Here is an 18,202-nt window from a genome sequence, read left to right as displayed (position 1 = left end):
GGGACACGGAGCTATTTGCCCGGGCTGCGGAGGAAAAAGCTCGACCGACCGAACGGGCGAACTCGACGCACCGAGTAAAAAGCTCGGGCTGCGGAGCTATTTGCTCGGGTCGCGGAGAAGAAAGCTTGGCGTGCCGAGAAGGATACCGACCAGCAATGGTTCATTCCTCATACGCCGCTTCAATCAGGAGCGCCTCATAGGCATCCCAGCGCGTACCCAGCCCCACCAGCCACCACGAGAGAAGATAGACCAGAAAAAGCGCCCACAGCAGCAGACCGCCAACCACATGTACCTGCGCTAGTGCCTGCCAATCGCCAAAGCGCCAGTCCTTGAGCTGCAGGTAGAGAATCGCCAATAGTGGCAAGATGCCTAGACGCTGCACACTGCCTGTGAAGAGCCCCATCCGATACGAAAGGGACGACTTCCGTGCGCTCAAGTAGCGAAGTCGACGCGCCAGCTCGACCCTTGGGAAATGCCTCATATTAGCCACCAGCATTCGCCACTGGTCATAGTCCCGATCCAGCTCGCGAGACAACTTGTCGTGCCCGCGATGGAACGTCCGCCACTCACGTCGGACAAAACAAAACACGCCGACTCCCAGCACGACCAGCAAGATCACAGCGCATGCACCGAGGGCAAACGCCGCAGTCCGAGACTTCGCGAATTGGGTCGCAAGCAGCAACGGTAGCCACGACACCATCGTCGTTCCCAACGCCAAACGTTCCACCAAGCCCGGCTTGTCATCCCTGACGTCCTTGACGTACTGATCGATCTCTCTTTCAATCAGTGCGTACGTAAGTGATTCGCTCGTCATATGCGTCCCTGCGGGAGATTTCGGCAATCCCATCATGGCGCAACGTCCGGTACACCGCGAGAGCAGATCACGCTGCTCCCTGCTTACTCGCCTCTTTTCCGTTAACCTGGTGCGGGGGAGATGGCATGGCTTACTGGTGGGTCAACCACAAACAGACACGCGACCACGAGGTTCGTGGCGGCTATCTGTGGTCGCCCTACCGCAACACGAACGGCGCGTTCAACTAAACCTACGAGAACATGAAGCTCGTTCGGCCTGGTGACGTGGTGTTCTCGTATGCCAATGGCCGCGTCGGCGCCGTCGGCCGTGTCACTGTTGCTGCCTCGCCCAGTCCTAAACCGCCTGAATTCGGCAACGTGGGCGACTACTGGGCTCATGAGGGCTGGTTCGTAGAGGTCGACTTCAAAGACGCAAACCGTCCGCTAGTACCCAAAGAACACATAGAGTCTGTGGTGCAGGCGCTTCCAGATCGCTACTCACCTCTCTCGAAGAGAACCGGCGATGGCGTCCAGAACTGCTATCTCGCAGGTATCTCCGATGCGCTCGGACAAATACTGATGGCGTTGCTGGATATGCCGGAGGTACGAGAACTCGATCAACTACCTATCTATGCAATCGACCACGAACCCAATGCTTATGTGCTGGATGATATCCACCGCCTCGAGACGGATGCATCGATCCCGGAAACACAGCGCTTGCAACTCACCCGGGCTCGCGTTGGCCAAGGCTTCTTCCGCAAGCAGGTAATCCTGCTCGACCCGGTATGCCGCGTCACCGGCGTCACCGATACCCGCCTGCTGATCGCCAGCCACATCAAACCCTGGCGCGAAGCCTCCAACCCAGAACGCCTCAGCGGTTACAACGGCTTGCTTCTCTCACCGCATGTCGATGCGTTGTTCGACGAGCAGTTCATCACTTTTGAAGATGATGGTCAGATGCGCGTGCATTCATCGCTTTCGCGTGAGGTACTCGACAAGTGGTCTATCGACCCAGATAAACGCGTTGCTCGGTTCCGGCCGGAGCAGGCTTCATTCCTTGCGCACCATCGGACGCTATTCTGTCGAAAGGCGGTATCTGCGTAACCGCTCCTAAGTGCACTCTGGCCCAGTTTTTCGCTGCAGGGGGAACAAACAATGGCAACGGATGCGTCAGTCGAAGACTTCAGCGATGACGAAAACGGCTCAGGCGGGGAGCCTCAGGATCCAGCGGTCCTGTTAAAAGCCCTAAGGAAAGCCGAGAAGGTTGCGAAGGAGCGCGCTGTACTTCTCGAAAAATTGGCCGGCAATATTACCGACACCCTCACCGCGAGGGTGGCTTGGGTTCTAAATCATCACCCAGCTACGCGAAATTCAGATGTTCGGTTGCAAGTCACTTACTGGAAAACATTCGACTATCAGTGGGTATCTGGCTCTTCCGTTGCATTGGAAGATCTATACTGTTTGAGCCGATTGACCGACATCACACGCGCTCGTGCCAAGATTCAGAACGAATACCATCTCTTCAAGGCAACTGATGAGGTCCGGCAGCGTCGAGGTACTCGGGAAGAGCGTGAGCGGGAGCGTCAACGAAATGACCAACCTGGCTTTCCGACGCTAACGGTCTACGCGGATGAAAGTGGTAAGACCGATGAATTTTTGCTCGTCGGAAGCTTGTGGTTTCTGGCCGGCCTGGATGTCACTGAACTAGCAGAGACACTCGAAGCTTGGCGTGAGGTGACCGGCTTTAACCATGAGCTACATTTTTCGGAGATCCACAGTGGCAACGTTGAGCGCCACTTCGAAGTCCTTGAGATTCTTTACGCTCGATCCGCGTCTGTGAGCTTTCGAGCGATCTATGTCCGTCGCCGTGGTCACTCAGATGCTGCGCGCGCTCTAGACGATCTCTTCTTTCATCTTTTGGTCCGAGGTGTCACTCACGAACACGAAAGTGGCCGGGCTGAGCTGCCTCGCGCAATCAGTATTTGGAAAGATTCAGAAGAGGAGTCAAGAGATAAATTGATGACCGCAAACCTATTGATGCGCCTAAAGGCAGCATCCCAATCAGAGTTTGGCGGAGCGCTTCAGGTTTCCAGTGTTGAGGTAATCAGCTCAAAAAAGATCGACTTTATCCAGTTGGCAGATCTTTTCATTGGCAGCCTCAATCGCTACCTCAATCACGACCCTGATCGCACGAGTGACAAGCCTAAGGACCGGTTCGCTCGTGCCTTCCTCGAAAGGTTTGGCACCCAAAGTGATCAGATCGAGGATATGGTTATCGTTGACCGCTTGTAAGCACCGGGACGGCAAAAGCGAACGGCGCACCTACTCAGGTGCTATCGCGCGGAACAGGGGTCGGAGCGACGGTGTACCGGCCTTCGCCGGGATGACGAATTGGGTGGGTCGTGGGGGGCCGGCTTCCATCCCCGGCTCTTAAACGCAGGAATGCGGAGAAAAAATCCCGCCGGATGGCAGGCTCTTCTTGAATCAGCAACAGGGTATTTCGCAAACCGCAGGGGAAGAGCCACTCCCACCATGCAGGCAACACCACCCAATCAAGCGGCGCGGGTGAAACGTACGAGCGCCCTTTAGAGAACAGCCTCCAGCCCCTTGCGATCAATCAGGCCCAACAACTTCAGCGAAGGCCCACTGGGTTTCTTCTCGCCGATTTCCCACTTCTTCACGGTGGAAACGCTGGTGTTGAGCACGGCGGCGAAGACGGCCTGACTGAGCTTCGAGTTCTCGCGGATCAGCTTGATCTTGCTCGCGCCAATGACCGGTACGGCGAGATGGCTCAGTGCGTCGTACTCGTGCATGCGGCGCTTGCTGATCACCCCGGCCTGGTGCAGGCCCGTAGCCGTCCCGTGGACTTCGGCAAGAATGCGGCTCGTGCGGATTTTGTTGGTCATGACCTATCTCGACAATTTCGGGCGAGGGCAAGGATGCCCGAGTTGAGGCAACGCAGGAGCAGTTACCTGATGTCCGCCGAAGGCGGACGAAAGCTCCTGGCTACGAACGACAAGGACAAGTGCGATTACCAGCTTCGCTGTTTTAAAGCTTCTCCGGCTTTCGCCGCGATGACGATGGGGGAGATCAAGCGATCCCGGCTTTCGCCGGGATCGCGGTCAGGTACGAAAGGGCGACGATGGTACTGAATCACCGCAGCAAGTGTCCGATCAGCTCACTCCAAGTCCTTCAAACGGTGCTTCAGCTTTTCCTGCCAATCCTCATCCTTCTCCCCGGCAATCAACGCCTTCAGCGCGACCACCTGCGCCACGTCCAGCGCATTTTTCGCCGAGGAGCGCACATCCGGCACCACGCCAACATTTTCCCAGTCGGTGTGCGTGACCGGGCTGATCGGGCGTCCGGAGGGAACGAACATCATGAAGTGCGCAGCCAGCCGGTGCGGGGCGCCGCCGTGGGCGCCGCCGCCGGTGGTTTCGCCGATCAGGGTGGCGCGCTGGTTGTTCTTCAGCGCATAGGCGAAGTCCTCGCAGCCGGAGAACGTGTCGCTGCTGGTGAGCAGGTAGACCTTGCGCGCCTGGCCGTAGCGGGGGCCGGGAACGGTGGCCGTGGTCCAGCGCTGCTCGGTGCGGTTCTCGTCGCGCCAGTAGACGTCGTTGAGATGGGTCGGCTTGTCGTACAGGTAGCTGGCAAACAGCATCACGCTTTCCGGATCGCCGCCGCCGCAGTGGCGCAGGTCGATGATCAGGGCACCGGTGTCGCTCATCAGGGTCATGGCGGCGGCGATGCGGGTGGCGACCATCGCCGGCCGGCCGAACTGATGCAGGTCGATGTAGCCGATGTCGCCCTGCAGGCGATCGACGCCGTTGATACCGAAGTTGAAGCGCTTGCCTTCGGCCAACTCGGCGGCCTTGTTCTCGGCGGAGTCGGACTGGTCGTCGCCCTGGGCGATCGCGTGTTCGAAGTAGCGCACTTCAAGGTGCTTGTCGTTGCTGCCGTGTTGCAGTGTCTCGGTCAACTTGTCGGCGAGCTTGTCGGCGCTGGTGATCGCATCGAAGTCGCCGTGCTGCAGCTGGGCGCGCAGGCTCTTGCCGATCGCGGCGGCCTTGTCCGGAAAGACGTAGGACTGATTCAGGTTGGCGATGATGCTTTCCACCACCTCGCTGCGCATGGCCTTGTCGACCGTCATGTCTTTCTGTGGCGGCCCGGATTGCGCGTGGCCGGGCATGCCGAACAGCACCAGACCGGCGCCGGTCAGCGCGACGGCGCCGGCCAGCGCGGCGATGCGTGTTGCGGTTTTCCTGTGCTTGCTCATCTGTGCATTCCTCGTCAGGTTCGTCGGTAATCGACGAGCGCAGGGTGGCGAAGGAATGTGGAGAGATTATGGAAGCGGCTCAGAGCTCCAGCCGATAGCCGAGCCCGTAGACGGAGTGGATCACGTCGACCTCCGGCAGGTGCACGGCGAGCTTGCGGCGCAGGTTCTTGATGTGGCTGTCGATCGCGCGGTCGGTGACTTCAAGGTTGTCGCGACTGACGAGGTCGAGCAGTTGCGCACGCGAGAAGATCGTGCCCGGGCGTTTGGCCATCGCAGCCAGCAGGCTGAACTCGGTCGGCGTCAGCTCCAGCGGTCGCGCGTGGATACGCGCCGTACGCGAATCGGCATCGACTTCGAGCAGTGGCGTGCGTGCCGCTGCCGGACCCGAGCGACGCAACACGGCCTTGATGCGCGCGACCAGCTCGCGCGGGCTGAAGGGCTTGCACAGGTAATCGTCGGCGCCGGTTTCCAGACCGAGCAGCCGGTCGATCTCCTGCACCTGTGCGGTGACCATGATGATCGGCACCGCGGAAAACCCGCGCACCGTCCTGCACAGCGACAGACCGTCGAGGCCCGGCAGCATGAGGTCCAGCACGATCAGGTCGGGCACGTGATGCCGGATACTGGCCAGTGCGACGCTGCCATCGCCGATCACCTGCGCCTGGTAGCCGGCCGCGCTGACGTAGTCGGCCACGATCGCGGCAAGTTCGCTTTCGTCTTCGACGATGAGGATGGTGGCGCTCATTAACCTTCCAGCGGCAGCACGATGATGACGCGCAGGCCGCCGAGCGCGGAGGCGGCGAAGCTCAGGCGGCCGTCGTGCGCTTCGACGATGTGTCGGCTCAATGCAAGGCCCAGGCCGGTGCCGCCGAACTGCCGGTTGCGCGATGGCTCGACGCGGAAGAAGCGCTCACCCAGATGCTCGACAAGGCTGGCTGGAACGGCGGGTGCCGAGTCGTCGATGGTGATGCGCAACTCGTGTTCGAACCGCTCACCACCGACTTCGATGCGCCCACCCGCGTCGGTGTAGCGCACGCTGTTTTCGAACAGGTTGACGAGCACCTGGCGCAGCCGCGTCGCATCCGCGAGCACCGTGGACGACGACGGCGCGGCGCCGACGGACGCGGTGAGCCCGGCCGCCCGAAATTTTTCGCCGAAGCTCGCGAACACGTCCGTCACCGCGGCCCAAGCATCCACCATCGCCTTGTCGTACTGGAGCTGGCCCTGATCGGCGCGCGCCAGTTCATGCAGGTCATCGACCAGCGCGGTCAGCGACAGCACCTGCTGCAACATCAGCGCGACGGTCTCGGGCGTGGCGACGCGGATGCCGTCCTGCAGCGCCTCCAGCTGTGCGCGCAGCACCGATAGCGGCGTGCGCAGTTCGTGCGAGGTGTCGGCGACCCATTGCTGGCGCCAGCGTTCGGTGTCCTTCAACCTGGCGGCGACCCGGTTGAACGTGGCTGCCAGCTCGCCCAGTTCGTCGCTGCGCCGGGTTGGCAGCTGCACGTCGAAATGCCCCTGCCCCAGCCGACGCGTGCCGTCGACCAGTTGCCGGATCGGCTTGCGAAAATGCGCTGCCAGCAAGGCGGCAGCAAGCGCGCTCAGCAACACGCCGATGGCGGCAATGAGCAGCAGGTTTTTCTGTTGCTCCAGCAGAAACGCGATGGCCAGGTCGTCGTCCGGGTTCTGCGATCTGGCCACGACGAGATAGCCCACCTCGACGCCGTCGACGACGATCGATCGCTGCACGGTATCGATCGAGGCGATCGCCACCAGTGCCGGACTCGCGATGACCCCGGCGAGATGGCGTCGGCGAACGTCCAGCAAACCGATGCGGTAGTCGAGGTTGGGGGATGCCCGGTCACGGGCAACCGATGTGCCATCCGCTTCGGCGGCCATCGCGCGGTCGAGGAACCAGCGTCGGCGCTGATCGGGGCTGGCCGGCAGAAACGACCAGTCGCCGTGCTTCCGATAGCGGGCGGACAGCTGCTCCACCAGCCCACTGACCTCCTGCATATCGGTCGAGGGACGTGGCGCGCGGTTCGACAATTTCCAGCGCACCAGCTCCACGCCGATTCCTGCCACCACGAGGAAGGCCAGCAGTACCGCGAAGAACAGCCGTTTGCCGATCGACACTTTCACCGCTTGATCCCCGAGACCGTCGGCGCACGCTAGGGGAGAACGGGGATGGAGGCAAGGTGCCCGGTTGCGCCCGGGTTCCGCCAAGGAAAAGCCCGCCGACGGGCGGGCTTTTCTCGGCAAATTGCAGCGCGCCTTAGCCCAGCAACACCCGGTTCATCCGCTGCACGAAGGCCGCCGGGTCGGGCAGCTGGGCGCCGGCGGAAATCTCCGCCTGCTCCAGCAGCAAGGTCGCCAGGTCGCGGGCCTTGGCTTCGTCGGCTTCCGTCTCGACGCGTTTGACCAGCGCGTGCTGCGGATTGATCTCCAGCGTGGGCTTGGACTCCGGCATGTCCTGGCCGGCTTCGCGCAGCAGGCGGGCCAGGTGCGGGGCCATTTCGTAATCGGAAAGGGCGAGGCAGGACGGTGAATCGGTGAGGCGGGCCGACACCTTCACTTCGCCCACGCGGTCGCCCAGCAGCTCCTTGAGCTTCTTCAGCAGCGGCTCGGCTTCCTTCGTGGCCTCTTCCTGCTTCTTCTTGTCGGCTTCGTCCAGCGGCACGTCGCCCTTGGCCACGCTCTTGAGCTTCTTGCCTTCGTACTCGCTCAAGCTGCCGATCATCCATTCGTCGATGCGGTCGGACATCAGCAGCACTTCGATGCCCTTGGCCTTGAACGCTTCCAGCTGCGGACTGCCGAAGGCGGCGGCGTAGCTGTCGGCGGTGATGTACCAGATCGCGTCCTGGCCCACGGCCATGCGGCCGATATAGTCATCGAGCGAAACATTCTGCGCGGTGCCGTCGCCCTTGGTGGAGGCGAAGCGCAGCAGCTTGGCGATGCGCTCGCGGTTGTTCGCATCTTCGCTGATACCTTCCTTGAGCGTATTGCCGAAGGCCTTGTAGAAGGTCTGGAATTTTTCCGGTTCGTCGCGGGCCAGCTTCTCGATCAGGTCGAGCACGCGCTTGACGCAGGCGGCCTTGATGCGGTCGAGCTGGCGGTTGTGCTGCAGAATTTCGCGGCTGACGTTGAGCGGCAGGTCGTCGGCGTCGACCACGCCGCGCACGAAGCGCAGGTAGTTCGGCAGCAGCTCTTCGGCGGCGTCCATGATGAAGACGCGCTTGATGTAGAGCTTGAGCCCCTTGCGTTCGTCGCGGCCGCCCATCATCAGGTCGAACGGCGGCTGCGATGGCAGGTACAGCAAGGTGGTGAAGCTCTGGCTACCTTCGACGCGGTTGTGCGTCCACGCCAGCGCGTCGTTGAAATCGTGGCCGAGCGACTTGTAGAAGCTCTGGTAGTCCTCGTCGCTGATCTCGGACTTCGGCTTGGTCCACAGCGCCGAGGCGGCGTTGATGGTTTCGAATTCGTCGGTGGGCTTGTCGTCCTTCTCCTTGGGCATGCGGATCGGGAAGGCGACGTGGTCGGAGTAGCGGGTGATCAGCGAGCGCAGCTGCCAGCGCTTGAGGAATTCGTCTTCGTCGGCCTTCAGGTGCAGGATGACGGACGTGCCGCGATCGGCCTGCTCGATCTGCTCCAGCGAATACTCGCCCTTGCCGTCGCTCTCCCACTTCACGCCCTCGCCTGCCGGCGCGTCGGCGCGACGGGTGATCACGGTGACCTTGTCGGCCACCACGAAGGCGGAATAGAAGCCCACGCCGAACTGTCCGATCAGCCGCGCGTCGGCCTTCTGCTCGCCGCTCATCGCTTCCAGGAAGCGGCGCGTGCCGGAGCTGGCGATGGTGCCGATATTGGCGACGACTTCATCGCGGGTCATGCCGATGCCGTTGTCGCGCACGGTGACGGTGCGCGCATCCGGATCCCAGCTCACGTCGATGTGCAGTTCGCTGTCGCCGGCCGACAACGCCGGGTTGGCGATCGACTCGAAGCGCAGCTTGTCGCAGGCGTCGGAGGCGTTGGAGATCAGCTCGCGCAGGAAGATTTCCTTGTGCGAGTACAGCGAGTGCGTGACCAGGTGCAGGACCTGGGCGACTTCGGCTTCGAACTTGCGGGTTTCGGCGGGTGCGTTCATGCGTGGATGTTCCAGAGTTGCGTTGACGAAATGATTCCTCCCCCTGCTAGCAGGGGGAGGTTGGGGGGGGTTCGCTTTTGACCTTGGCTTCCAAAGACAAGCTCAAGAGCACCCCACCCCAGCCCTCCCCTGCAAGCAGGGGAGGGAGTAAAGCTGCAATCAGCCGGCCTTCTGCAGCGCGGCGATGCGCTCGTCCAGCGGCGGGTGGCTCATGAACAGTTTTCTGAAGCCTTCCGCCAGCGGGCCGGAGATGCCGAACGCGGCGATAGTGTTCGGCAGCGTGCTTTCGCCATGGTTGACCTTGAGCCGCTGCAAGGCGGAGATCATCGCGCCGCGGCCGGCGAACTGCGCACCGGCCTGGTCCGCGCGGAACTCGCGCCAGCGCGAGAACGCGGCCACGATCATCGAGGCGAACAGGCCGAACACCACCTGCAGCACCATCACCACCACGAAGTAGCCGATGCCACCGCCGCCACGATTCTCGTCGCGACCACCGCTCATCCAGCTGTCGACGGCGCGACCGACGATGCGGGCGGCCAGGATCACCAGCGTGTTCAGCACGCCCTGGATCAGGGTCAGCGTGACCATGTCACCGTTCGCGACGTGGCCGATCTCGTGGCCGAGCACGGCGCCGACCTGTTCGCGATCCATCTGCTGCAGCAGGCCGGAGCTCACCGCCACCAGCGAGCTGTTCTTCGTCATGCCGGTGGCGAACGCGTTCATTTCCGGCGCGTCGTAGATCGCCACCTCGGGCATGCCGATGCCGGCGTTCTGCGCGTGGCGACGCACGGTGTCGACCAGCCAGCGCTCGGTCTTGTTCTGCGGCTGCTCGATCACCCGGGCGCCGGTGGACCACTTGGCGATCATCTTCGACATCGCCAGCGAGATGAAGGCGCCGCCCATGCCGAACACGGCGGCGAAGGCCAGCAGGCCGCCCATGCCGCCGTAGCCGCGGGCGGCGGCCATCTGGTCGATGCCGAACAGGCGGCAGACGATGCTCAGCAGGAGCAGGACGGCAAGGTTGGTGGCGATGAATAGCGCGATGCGGCGCATGGCTGTCTCTCTTGTGGCAGTCATGAAGGGGAATGGTGGATGGTCGAAGATTCGGGGCGGCAAGGCGCGCTTTCAAGGGTCCGGAGCGGCATTTAAGATGCGCCGATGACTTATCGCGGCCGCTTTGCCCCCTCGCCCACCGGACAACTGCACTTCGGCTCGCTGGTCGCCGCGCTGGGCAGCTGGCTGTGCGCGCGGCATGCCGGCGGCGAATGGCTGGTCCGGGTGGAGGACATCGATCCGCCGCGCGAGGTTGCCGGTTCGGCGGCGGGCATCCTGGCGGCGCTGCCCGCGTTCGGCCTGGTCGCCGACGGGCCGGCGCTGTTCCAGTCGACGCGAACGGGAGCGTACGCGGCGGCGATCGGGCAACTGCGTGCCGCCAATGCGCTGTTTCCCTGCTGGTGCAGCCGCAGTGAACTGGCGCGCGGCGACGGCCTTCATCGCGATGCCTGCTGCGTTGCTTCACCGCAGGCCGATCATCCGCCGGCCTGGCGCTTGCGCGCGCCGGACCTCGACGTCGCGTTCGAGGATGCCTTGCAGGGCCCGCAGCGGCAGAACCTGCGCAACGAGGTGGGCGACTTCGTGCTGCGCCGGGCCGACGGCCTGTACAGCTATCAGCTGGCCTGCGTGGTGGACGACGCCTTCCAGGGCATCACCGAAGTGGTGCGCGGACTGGACCTGCTCGATTCCACGCCGCGCCAGATCTGGCTGCAGCGCTGCCTGGGCCTGCCGACACCGGCGTATCGCCACCTGCCGCTGGTGCTGGACAGGGACGGCACCAAGCTGTCGAAGTCCGCACAGGCGTTCCCGGTCGACCCGGCCGACCCCGTGCCGGCACTGCGACGCGCCCTCGTCTTCCTGCAGTTGCCGCTGCCGCACGCCGCGTGCGGGGTGGACGATTTGCTGCAGCATGCACTGGCGCATTTCGATCCGGCGCATTTGCCGCATTGCAGCGGTCACTCTGTCGGCTGAACGGCTATAACTACGCAACGCGTCGAGGCAACCAGGGGACGGCTGAAACATGCGCCTGCCATGCTTCGGCGCGATCGCATTCGCGCCTAACCGAACAGGAGATTCAGGGAAATGACTCAGCGTACGGCATTGGTCACAGGCGGCACCGGCGGCATCGGCAGCGCAATCGTCCGCTACCTGGCCAGGCAGGGGCATCGGGTGGCCAGCAATTATCGTGACCCGGACAAGGCCGAGGCCTGGCGCCAGGCGATGGCGGCCGAGGGCATCGATGTCTGCCTGGTCGCTGGCGATGTCACCGACCCGGACGCCTGCACGGCGATGGTGCGTGCGATCGAGGAGAAGTGCGGCCCGGTCGAGATCCTGGTCAACAACGCCGGCATCACCCGCGACACCACCTTCCACAAGATGAATTACCAGCAGTGGACGGACGTGATCAACACCAACCTCAACGCCTGCTTCAATGTCACCCGCGCGGTGATCGACGGCATGCGTGCGCGCAAGTGGGGCCGCATCGTGCAGATCAGCTCGATCAACGGCCAGAAGGGCCAGTACGGCCAGGCCAACTACGCCGCCGCCAAGGCCGGCATGCACGGCTTCACCATCTCGCTGGCGCAGGAGAACGCGAAGTTCGGCATCACCGTCAACACGGTATCGCCCGGCTACGTCGCCACCGACATGGTGATGGCCGTGCCGGAAGAAGTGCGCGCCAAGATCGAGGCACAGATCCCGCTGGGCCGCCTGGGCAAGCCCGAAGAAATCGCCCACGCCGTGGCCTTTCTCACCGGCGAGGAAACCTGCTGGATGACCGGCGCCAACCTGGCGATCAACGGCGGGCAGTACATGGGCTGGTGACGGAGCAGGAGTGAGTGGAGAGGAGTGAGAAAAGAGAGAAAGCAGGCTCTTCACTCACTTCTCGCCCATCTTCACTCACTTCTCGCTTTTCCCCAGCAGCTTCTCGATCACCTTGCCTACCGCCGCGAAGGCGAATGCGCCGGTGATGTGGGTGGCCGCGCCCAGGCCGCCGCCGCAGGCCAGGTTCAGCGAATCGCCGCCCGGCGGGCGGGTGCCGCACACGGTGCCGTCCGGCTGCGGGTATTGCACGTTCTGCAGCGAATAGACGGCTGAAACGCCGAAGTAGCGGCTGGCGTTGCGGGGGAAGTTGAAGTCGGCGCGGAGCTTCTTGCGGATCAGGCTGAACATCGCGTCGTGCTCGGTGCGCGACAGGTCGCGCACGCGGATCTGGGTGGGGTCGGTGCGCCCGCCGGCCGAGCCCACGCTGACGATCGGCAGCTTGCGCCTGCGACACCAGGCGATGGTTTCCAGCTTCACCCGGAACGCATCGCAGGCATCCAGCACCACGTCGTAGCCGCGATCGAGCAGTTCGTCCAGGGTCGAGGTGGTGAGGAAACGCTCGACCGCCTCCAGCCGGATGGTCGGGTTGATCGCATGGGCGCGGGCAGCCATCACGCCCACCTTGGTCTTGCCGTACTCGCCATCCAGCGCGTGCAGTTGGCGGTTGGTGTTGGATACGCACACCTCGTCGGCGTCGATCAGGGTGAGCCGGCCCACGCCGCTGCGCGCCAGCGCCTCGACCGCCCACGAACCGACGCCGCCGATGCCGATCACGCACACATGCGCCTGCGCCAGCGTGGCCACGCTGCCGTTGCCGTACAGGCGCTCGACGCCGGCAAAGCGTTCGGCCGGGAAGTTCGGCTCGCTCATCGCGGGTCGCCGTTGCGGCATCGGGTCATCGTTGGATGGATCACGGGCGGGCCTTGCTGTGGGGAGCGGACATTTTATCGTGGACGGTGGCTACGGGTGCGTCGGCGCAGGGTATCCTTCGCGTTCTCTTCATGATCGGAACCTCATCCATGCGCGCAGCCCTGATGATCCTGCTTGGCCTGGTGATCGGCGTGATCGGCACCGTCAACGTGATGAACGCGCTGAGCGCACGCAATCCCATGCCGAAGGCGGTCATGGATACCATGGGTTATCACGTGGGCGAACTGAAGAACGCGATCAAGGCGAAGCAGTGCGAGCCGGCCAGGGTGCAGCACCACCTGGAACGCCTCGCCTCCACCGCCAGCGACATCACGCCGGTGTTCGGCATCAGCGAGAAGACCTTCACCGACGACGCCAGCAAACTGCAGACCCAGCTGCAGCAGGCGGTGCAGGCCGCGCCAGCCAGTTGCGAGGCGCTGGTGGCCGCGATCAAGCCTGTGGGCGAAACCTGCAAGAGCTGCCATCAGCAGTACCGCTGAGGTGAAGAGCGACCCCACCCCGGACCTCCCTGCGACCGAAGGAAGTCCCTTTAGGGGCACGCAGGGAGAGGGCGAAAATCAAAACGGAATCTTGCCGCGCAGCATCTGGGCGTACATCACCCAGTCGCCGGCCAGGCTGTACAGCGGATGCCTGAAGGTCGCCGGGCGGTTCTTCTCGAACACGTAGTGGCCGATCCAGGCGAAGCCGTAGCCGCACAATGGTGCCAGCCACAACCAGCGCCACTGCCCGCTGGACACGGCAAGCACGACCACCGCGATCACCAGGCTGCTGCCGATGAAATGCATCCGGCGGCAGCGGCGGTTGCCGTGCTCGCCGAGGTAGAACGGATAGAACTCGGCAAAACTGCTGTAGCCGGACATGGTGAGGCTCCGCGGTGTGGACGGCCCGATTCTGCCGCATCCTTGCGGGATACGGGCCTTACGCCGGAAGGGGAATGAATTCGTCCTCGTCGCCGGGCACGGTGGGAAAGCGTCCTTCGCTCCAGTCCGCCTTGGCCTGCTCGATGCGCTCGCGGCTGCTGGCCACGAAGTTCCACCACAGGTGGCGCTCGCCATCCAGCGGCGCACCGCCGAACAGGATCAACCGGCTTGGTTCGCTGGCACGCAACGGAGGCGGCTGGTCGCCGGCCTGCACCGCCATCTGGTGTTTGGCGATCTTCAGTTCGCCCCAGCTCACGGAGCCTTCGATCACATGCACGCCGCGCTCGGCGTGCCCGGCCGGCAAGGCCAGCTCGGCGCCGGCCTGCAGGCTTGCTTCCAGCATGAACATCGGCGCGAACACCTTCACCGGTGAACGCTGACCGTAGGCATTTCCCGCGATCAGCACGCCTTCCACGCCCGGCTCGCTGATCCGCGGCAAGGCCTCGCGATCGTGGTGGTGGAACTCCGGCGACACCTCGGCATCGGCCTGCGGCAGGGCGACCCAGACCTGGATGCCGTGCAGCTTCTGGCCTGCGGCACGCTCATCTGGCGGCGTGCGCTCGGAGTGGGTGATGCCGCGGCCGGAGGTCATCCAGTTGACCTCGCCGGGGCGGATGTCGGCCAGGCTTCCCAGGCTGTCGCGATGGCGGATCGCCCCGTCGAACAGCCAGGTCACCGTGGCCAGGCCGATGTGCGGGTGCGGGCGCACGTCCATGCCCTTGCCCGCCGGGAAACTCACCGGCCCCATGTGATCGAAGAACACGAACGGACCGACGTGGCGCGCCTGCAGCACCGGCAGCATGCGACGCACGACGAAGCCGTCGCCGAGGTCGTGCTCACGGGCGTCGGCGATCAACTGGGGACGACTTTCCATCATGTGCTCCTTACCAGGCCCGCTGATATTGCGCCGGCGCGACGATTTTTGCGCCCAGTTGCTGTGCCGCCCGCCGCGGGAAGTAGGGGTCGCGCAGGCTTTCGCGGGCGATCAGCACCAGGTCCGCCTCGCCATCGGCGATGATCCGGTCGGCCTGTTCGGCTTCGGTGATCAGGCCCACGGCGCCGGTGGCGATGTCGGCCTCGCGGCGGATCTGCGCGGCGAACGGCACCTGGTAGCCCGGCCCCAGCGGGATCTTCACGTGCGGCAGCAGGCCGCCGCTGGAAACGTCGATCAGGTCGACGCCCAGGGGCTTCACCATGCGCGCCAGTTCCACGCTCTGCGCCGCGTCCCAGCCGCCTTCGTCGGCCCAGTCGGTCGCCGACACGCGCAGCCACAACGGCAACTCGTCCGGCCACACCTCGCGCACGGCGGCCACGACTTCACGGGTCAGCCGGGTGCGGTTTTCGAAGCTGCCGCCGTAACGGTCGTCGCGCCGGTTGCTCAGCGGCGACAGGAACTGGTGCAGCAGGTAACCGTGCGCCGCATGCACCTCGACCAGCTGGAAACCGGCCTCCAGCGCGCGTGCCGCCGCGGCGCGGAAATCGGCGATCACCGCCTGGATGCCGGCCTCGTCCAAGGCCAGCGGCACGTTCCAGCCGGTGTCGAACGGCAGCGCCGAGGGCGCCACGACGGGCCAGTCACCCTGCCCGGCCGGCACCGGACCATGCCCGTCCCAGGGACGCAAGGTGCTGGCCTTGCGCCCGGCGTGGGCCAGCTGGATGCCGGCGATCGCCCCGTGTGCACCGATGAAGCGGGTGATCGGTTGCCACGCCTGCAACTGGGCCTGGTTCCACAGGCCGGCGTCCTGCGGCGAGATGCGTCCCTGCGCCGAAACCGCCGATGCCTCGGCGATCACCACGGCGGCGCCGCCCACCGCGCGACTGCCCAGGTGCACCAGGTGCCAGTCGTTCGGCACGCCATCGGTGGCCGAGTATTCGCACATCGGCGAAACCACCAGCCGGTTGCGCAAGGTCAGGCTGCGTTGCTGGAACGGATCGAACAGGTTCATCGGGGCATCCATCGGATCGAAAGGGGCGACATCCGGGCGACGGCGCCGGGAATCAAGCCGTCGACTGGGCGTGTTCGGCGAACAGCGCATCTTCCACGGCGAACCATTCGGCCATGCGCGCCGCGATCGGCGCCGGCGTTTTCATCCAGCCGAAGTGGTCGGCCGGCTTGCCACCCAGATCGTCACGGCTGATCACCTCGATCTGCCGGATGCCCGCACCCAGCTTGCCCAGCAGCCATTCCAGCGAAGCCTGCGGACCGAGCCAGTCCTCCTTCAGGCGCAGCGCCAGCACCGGCAGTTGCAGGGCGGCAAGTTGCGCCTCGAAGTCCTGCGACATGCCCGTGGCGGCATAGCGACCGCTGCGGCCGCTGCGCGCCCAGTCGTCGATCACGCCACGTGCCTCGTTGCCGCCGAAGCCGATGCGCCGACCCGGCAGATGGCCCATCAGTCGTGCCAGCCACGGCGCCAACGCATAGGCCGCGGCGATCAGCCAGCCATGCCGGAAGCGCCGCCAGTACGGCGAGCCGCTGGCCACCAGCAACAGCCCGGCGAACGTCGACGGATGCAGGCTCGCGTAAAGCAGCGCCAGCTGACCACCCAGGCTGTGGCCGCCCAGCCACGTGCGCGTGTGCGGCCAGCGCGCCTCCAGCAGCGCCATGCCGGCAGGCAGGTCATCCTGCAGTAGCTGGCGATAGGCCCAGTCGCAGCGGCGACCGGCGCGGCGATCGCTGGAACCGATGCCGCGCCATTCGTGCAACACCACGGCGACACCGTGTTCGGCCAGCGCCTGGGCCAGCGGCAGATAGTGGCGGGCCGGAATACCCATCGCCGGCAGCCAGTACAGCAGCCGCTGCCAGGGACCGGACGGCAACACCGCCAGCAATTCGAAGTGCGCGCCGTCGGCGGCAGTGACCGGGATCACCAGCGGGGTGGCGGCGGAAGCGTCGTCAAAAGAAGGATTGGACATTCCCACAGGCTAACCAATCGCCGCGTCGACCACAAAAAAGGGCCGGCTTGCGCCGGCCCTTCATACAGGTTCCGCTACCGCGATCAAACGGGGGTAACGTCTTCGGCCTGCAAGCCCTTCTGCCCGTCCACGACATTGAAGCTCACTTTCTGACCTTCCTGCAGGCTCTTGAAACCCGAGCCGGTGATGGCGCGAAAATGCACGAACACGTCAGGGCCATTATCGCGGCTGATAAAGCCGAAACCCTTGGCGTCATTGAACCACTTCACAGTACCTACTTCACGATCCGCCATGACTCACTCCGATCCTAATCCGAACGCTGAGACAAACCGGCCCCAACGGGCCGACGGTTTTACTGAGCATGCAGGGTCCGGTGCAACAGTCGGATTCAGGAAATCCCTACCGGGCACTCTTGTAGCCAAGCAGACGCAGCGCGCCAAGCATAACGGATTTTTTGCCGGCAAGTGATTTGTCAAGCGGCGCCGCAGGAGGATATTTCCTGAAGGGAAAACCGGACATCCCTGCGCGGTTTTCCTGTCATGGCCAGCATTAGTACCGACAGGTTCCCCGGCCCGACGATTCGTTTCGCCGGGTCGGATCGACAAATCAATCTGCCCGCCCTGTTGCACGTCGTGGAAACCCCTGTCCGGCATGGAGCAGGAAAGTGCCAACTCCCCGTCACGAACCAACCGGACCGCAAGCCGCCGGATTGCCCATCCGATGGCGCCATGCATGGCACCATCGGGTGCGCTAATCACGTCCGCATGCATGGGTGCCGATGCGATGGCAGCTGGAAATTCAGGTTTTCTTGACTGGCCACGCGGTCTAGTAGCCGGAGCCGGCCGGAGCCCTGCATGCATGGATCCGCCCACGACCCAGACACCCGAGGAGACCGACATGCCCAATCTGCCCCGCCCGATCCTGGTTGGCGCGCTTGCCGGCCTGTTGCTGGCCGGCTGCGCCGAACACCCGACCACCCGGGCCACCGGCACCACCGGCACGAGCGCCGTCACGCCCGCGCCGGCCAGCCGCGCCCGGCACCAGAACACGTCCGGAACCTCCAGCGCGGGCAGCGATCAGGCAGAGTCGACGGGCGAGACCGGGATTCCCGCCTGCGACGATTACCTGTCGAGTTATCTTGCCTGCCATCGCGCCGCGGACATCTATGCGCCGGACCAGTTGCAGTCGCGTTACGAAGCGATGCGCAGCAGCCTGCTGCGCGATTCGAGGAACCCGTCCATCCGGCCGCAACTCGCGGCGCGCTGCAATTCGCTATCCACTCAACTGCGCCAGGCACTGGACGGGAAGTCCTGCGCGGAAAATCCCGCACCTGCGGCCAGCACACCGTAA

Annotated in this window: 19 protein-coding genes; 6 read left to right on the top strand and 13 right to left on the bottom strand. The window is 64.2% G+C overall.

What is annotated here, in order from left to right:
- Positions 1-160: 160 nt before the first annotated feature.
- Positions 161-850: a hypothetical protein gene (locus tag AC3A56_RS11480; protein ID WP_487770416.1), complete on the bottom strand. Its 690-nt coding sequence runs from the start codon at positions 848-850 to the stop codon at positions 161-163.
- Positions 851-1,053: 203 nt separating this feature from the next.
- Between AC3A56_RS11480 and AC3A56_RS11475 the strand changes: the two genes are divergently transcribed.
- Positions 1,054-1,896 (top strand): HNH endonuclease, encoded by an 843-nt coding sequence (locus tag AC3A56_RS11475; RefSeq protein WP_487770415.1) that lies wholly within the window; start codon positions 1,054-1,056, stop codon positions 1,894-1,896.
- A 51-nt stretch (positions 1,897-1,947) separates the two neighbouring features.
- Positions 1,948-3,084, top strand: a complete 1,137-nt coding sequence (locus AC3A56_RS11470) for a DUF3800 domain-containing protein (protein ID WP_487770414.1) — start codon at positions 1,948-1,950, stop codon at positions 3,082-3,084.
- Positions 3,085-3,377: 293 nt separating this feature from the next.
- Here AC3A56_RS11470 and AC3A56_RS11465 read toward each other — a convergent pair whose 3' ends face one another.
- From AC3A56_RS11465 to htpX, 6 genes are all read right to left on the bottom strand, one after another.
- Positions 3,378-3,698, bottom strand: coding sequence for a helix-turn-helix domain-containing protein (locus tag AC3A56_RS11465; RefSeq protein ID WP_487770413.1), 321 nt, complete (start codon positions 3,696-3,698; stop codon positions 3,378-3,380).
- A gap of 272 nt (positions 3,699-3,970) precedes the next feature.
- Entirely contained in the window at positions 3,971-5,068 is a 1,098-nt protein-coding gene (locus AC3A56_RS11460; RefSeq protein WP_487770412.1) for a S41 family peptidase, read from the bottom strand.
- Between the two features lie 79 nt (positions 5,069-5,147).
- A complete protein-coding gene (locus AC3A56_RS11455) occupies positions 5,148-5,813 on the bottom strand; it encodes a response regulator (protein WP_487770411.1) in 666 nt (221 codons plus the stop codon).
- Positions 5,813-7,330, bottom strand: coding sequence for an ATP-binding protein (locus tag AC3A56_RS11450; RefSeq protein ID WP_487770410.1), 1,518 nt, complete (start codon positions 7,328-7,330; stop codon positions 5,813-5,815). Before AC3A56_RS11450 ends, AC3A56_RS11455 begins: the two co-directional genes overlap by 1 nt.
- Positions 7,331-7,343: 13 nt before the next feature.
- On the bottom strand, positions 7,344-9,212 hold the full coding sequence (gene htpG / locus AC3A56_RS11445; protein ID WP_487770409.1) for a molecular chaperone HtpG: 1,869 nt from the start codon (positions 9,210-9,212) through the stop codon (positions 7,344-7,346).
- 159 nt (positions 9,213-9,371) lie between these two features.
- Entirely contained in the window at positions 9,372-10,265 is an 894-nt protein-coding gene (gene htpX / locus AC3A56_RS11440) for a protease HtpX (protein ID WP_487770408.1), read from the bottom strand.
- A gap of 105 nt (positions 10,266-10,370) precedes the next feature.
- Here htpX and gluQRS point away from each other — a divergent pair, with 105 nt between their 5' ends.
- Both gluQRS and phbB read left to right on the top strand, forming a co-directional pair.
- Entirely contained in the window at positions 10,371-11,237 is an 867-nt protein-coding gene (gluQRS, locus tag AC3A56_RS11435; RefSeq protein ID WP_487770407.1) for a tRNA glutamyl-Q(34) synthetase GluQRS, read from the top strand.
- 111 nt (positions 11,238-11,348) lie between these two features.
- Positions 11,349-12,089 carry a beta-ketoacyl-ACP reductase gene (gene phbB / locus AC3A56_RS11430; RefSeq protein WP_056717699.1) on the top strand — a complete coding sequence of 247 codons (741 nt, stop codon included), beginning with the start codon at positions 11,349-11,351 and terminating at the stop codon, positions 12,087-12,089.
- A gap of 75 nt (positions 12,090-12,164) precedes the next feature.
- Here the strand turns inward: phbB and AC3A56_RS11425 are convergent, their stop codons facing one another.
- The gene (locus tag AC3A56_RS11425) at positions 12,165-12,980 is read right to left on the bottom strand and encodes a tRNA threonylcarbamoyladenosine dehydratase (protein ID WP_487770406.1); all 816 of its coding nucleotides are present in this window, start codon (positions 12,978-12,980) and stop codon (positions 12,165-12,167) included.
- A gap of 128 nt (positions 12,981-13,108) precedes the next feature.
- Between AC3A56_RS11425 and AC3A56_RS11420 the strand changes: the two genes are divergently transcribed.
- Positions 13,109-13,498: a cytochrome c gene (locus tag AC3A56_RS11420; protein WP_487770405.1), complete on the top strand. Its 390-nt coding sequence runs from the start codon at positions 13,109-13,111 to the stop codon at positions 13,496-13,498.
- A 78-nt stretch (positions 13,499-13,576) separates the two neighbouring features.
- Here the strand turns inward: AC3A56_RS11420 and AC3A56_RS11415 are convergent, their stop codons facing one another.
- The 5 genes from AC3A56_RS11415 to AC3A56_RS11395 form a co-directional block, all read right to left on the bottom strand.
- Complete coding sequence (locus tag AC3A56_RS11415; protein ID WP_056717702.1) at positions 13,577-13,879, bottom strand: Mpo1-like protein; 303 nt, start codon at positions 13,877-13,879, stop codon at positions 13,577-13,579.
- A 58-nt stretch (positions 13,880-13,937) separates the two neighbouring features.
- Complete coding sequence (locus AC3A56_RS11410) at positions 13,938-14,813, bottom strand: pirin family protein (RefSeq protein ID WP_056717790.1); 876 nt, start codon at positions 14,811-14,813, stop codon at positions 13,938-13,940.
- 10 nt (positions 14,814-14,823) lie between these two features.
- The gene (locus tag AC3A56_RS11405; protein WP_056717703.1) at positions 14,824-15,885 is read right to left on the bottom strand and encodes an NADH:flavin oxidoreductase/NADH oxidase; all 1,062 of its coding nucleotides are present in this window, start codon (positions 15,883-15,885) and stop codon (positions 14,824-14,826) included.
- A gap of 52 nt (positions 15,886-15,937) precedes the next feature.
- Entirely contained in the window at positions 15,938-16,852 is a 915-nt protein-coding gene (locus AC3A56_RS11400; RefSeq protein WP_487770404.1) for an alpha/beta hydrolase family protein, read from the bottom strand.
- A gap of 83 nt (positions 16,853-16,935) precedes the next feature.
- Positions 16,936-17,145 (bottom strand): cold-shock protein, encoded by a 210-nt coding sequence (locus tag AC3A56_RS11395; protein ID WP_007806273.1) that lies wholly within the window; start codon positions 17,143-17,145, stop codon positions 16,936-16,938.
- A 604-nt stretch (positions 17,146-17,749) separates the two neighbouring features.
- Between AC3A56_RS11395 and AC3A56_RS11390 the strand changes: the two genes are divergently transcribed.
- The gene (locus AC3A56_RS11390) at positions 17,750-18,202 is read left to right on the top strand and encodes a hypothetical protein (RefSeq protein WP_056717705.1); all 453 of its coding nucleotides are present in this window, start codon (positions 17,750-17,752) and stop codon (positions 18,200-18,202) included.

The sequence above is a fragment of the Rhodanobacter sp. Soil_C_14 genome (assembly GCF_057657335.1).
Note: the sequence above shows the minus strand (reverse complement) of the source record. Positions and strands in the feature narration are given on the sequence as shown.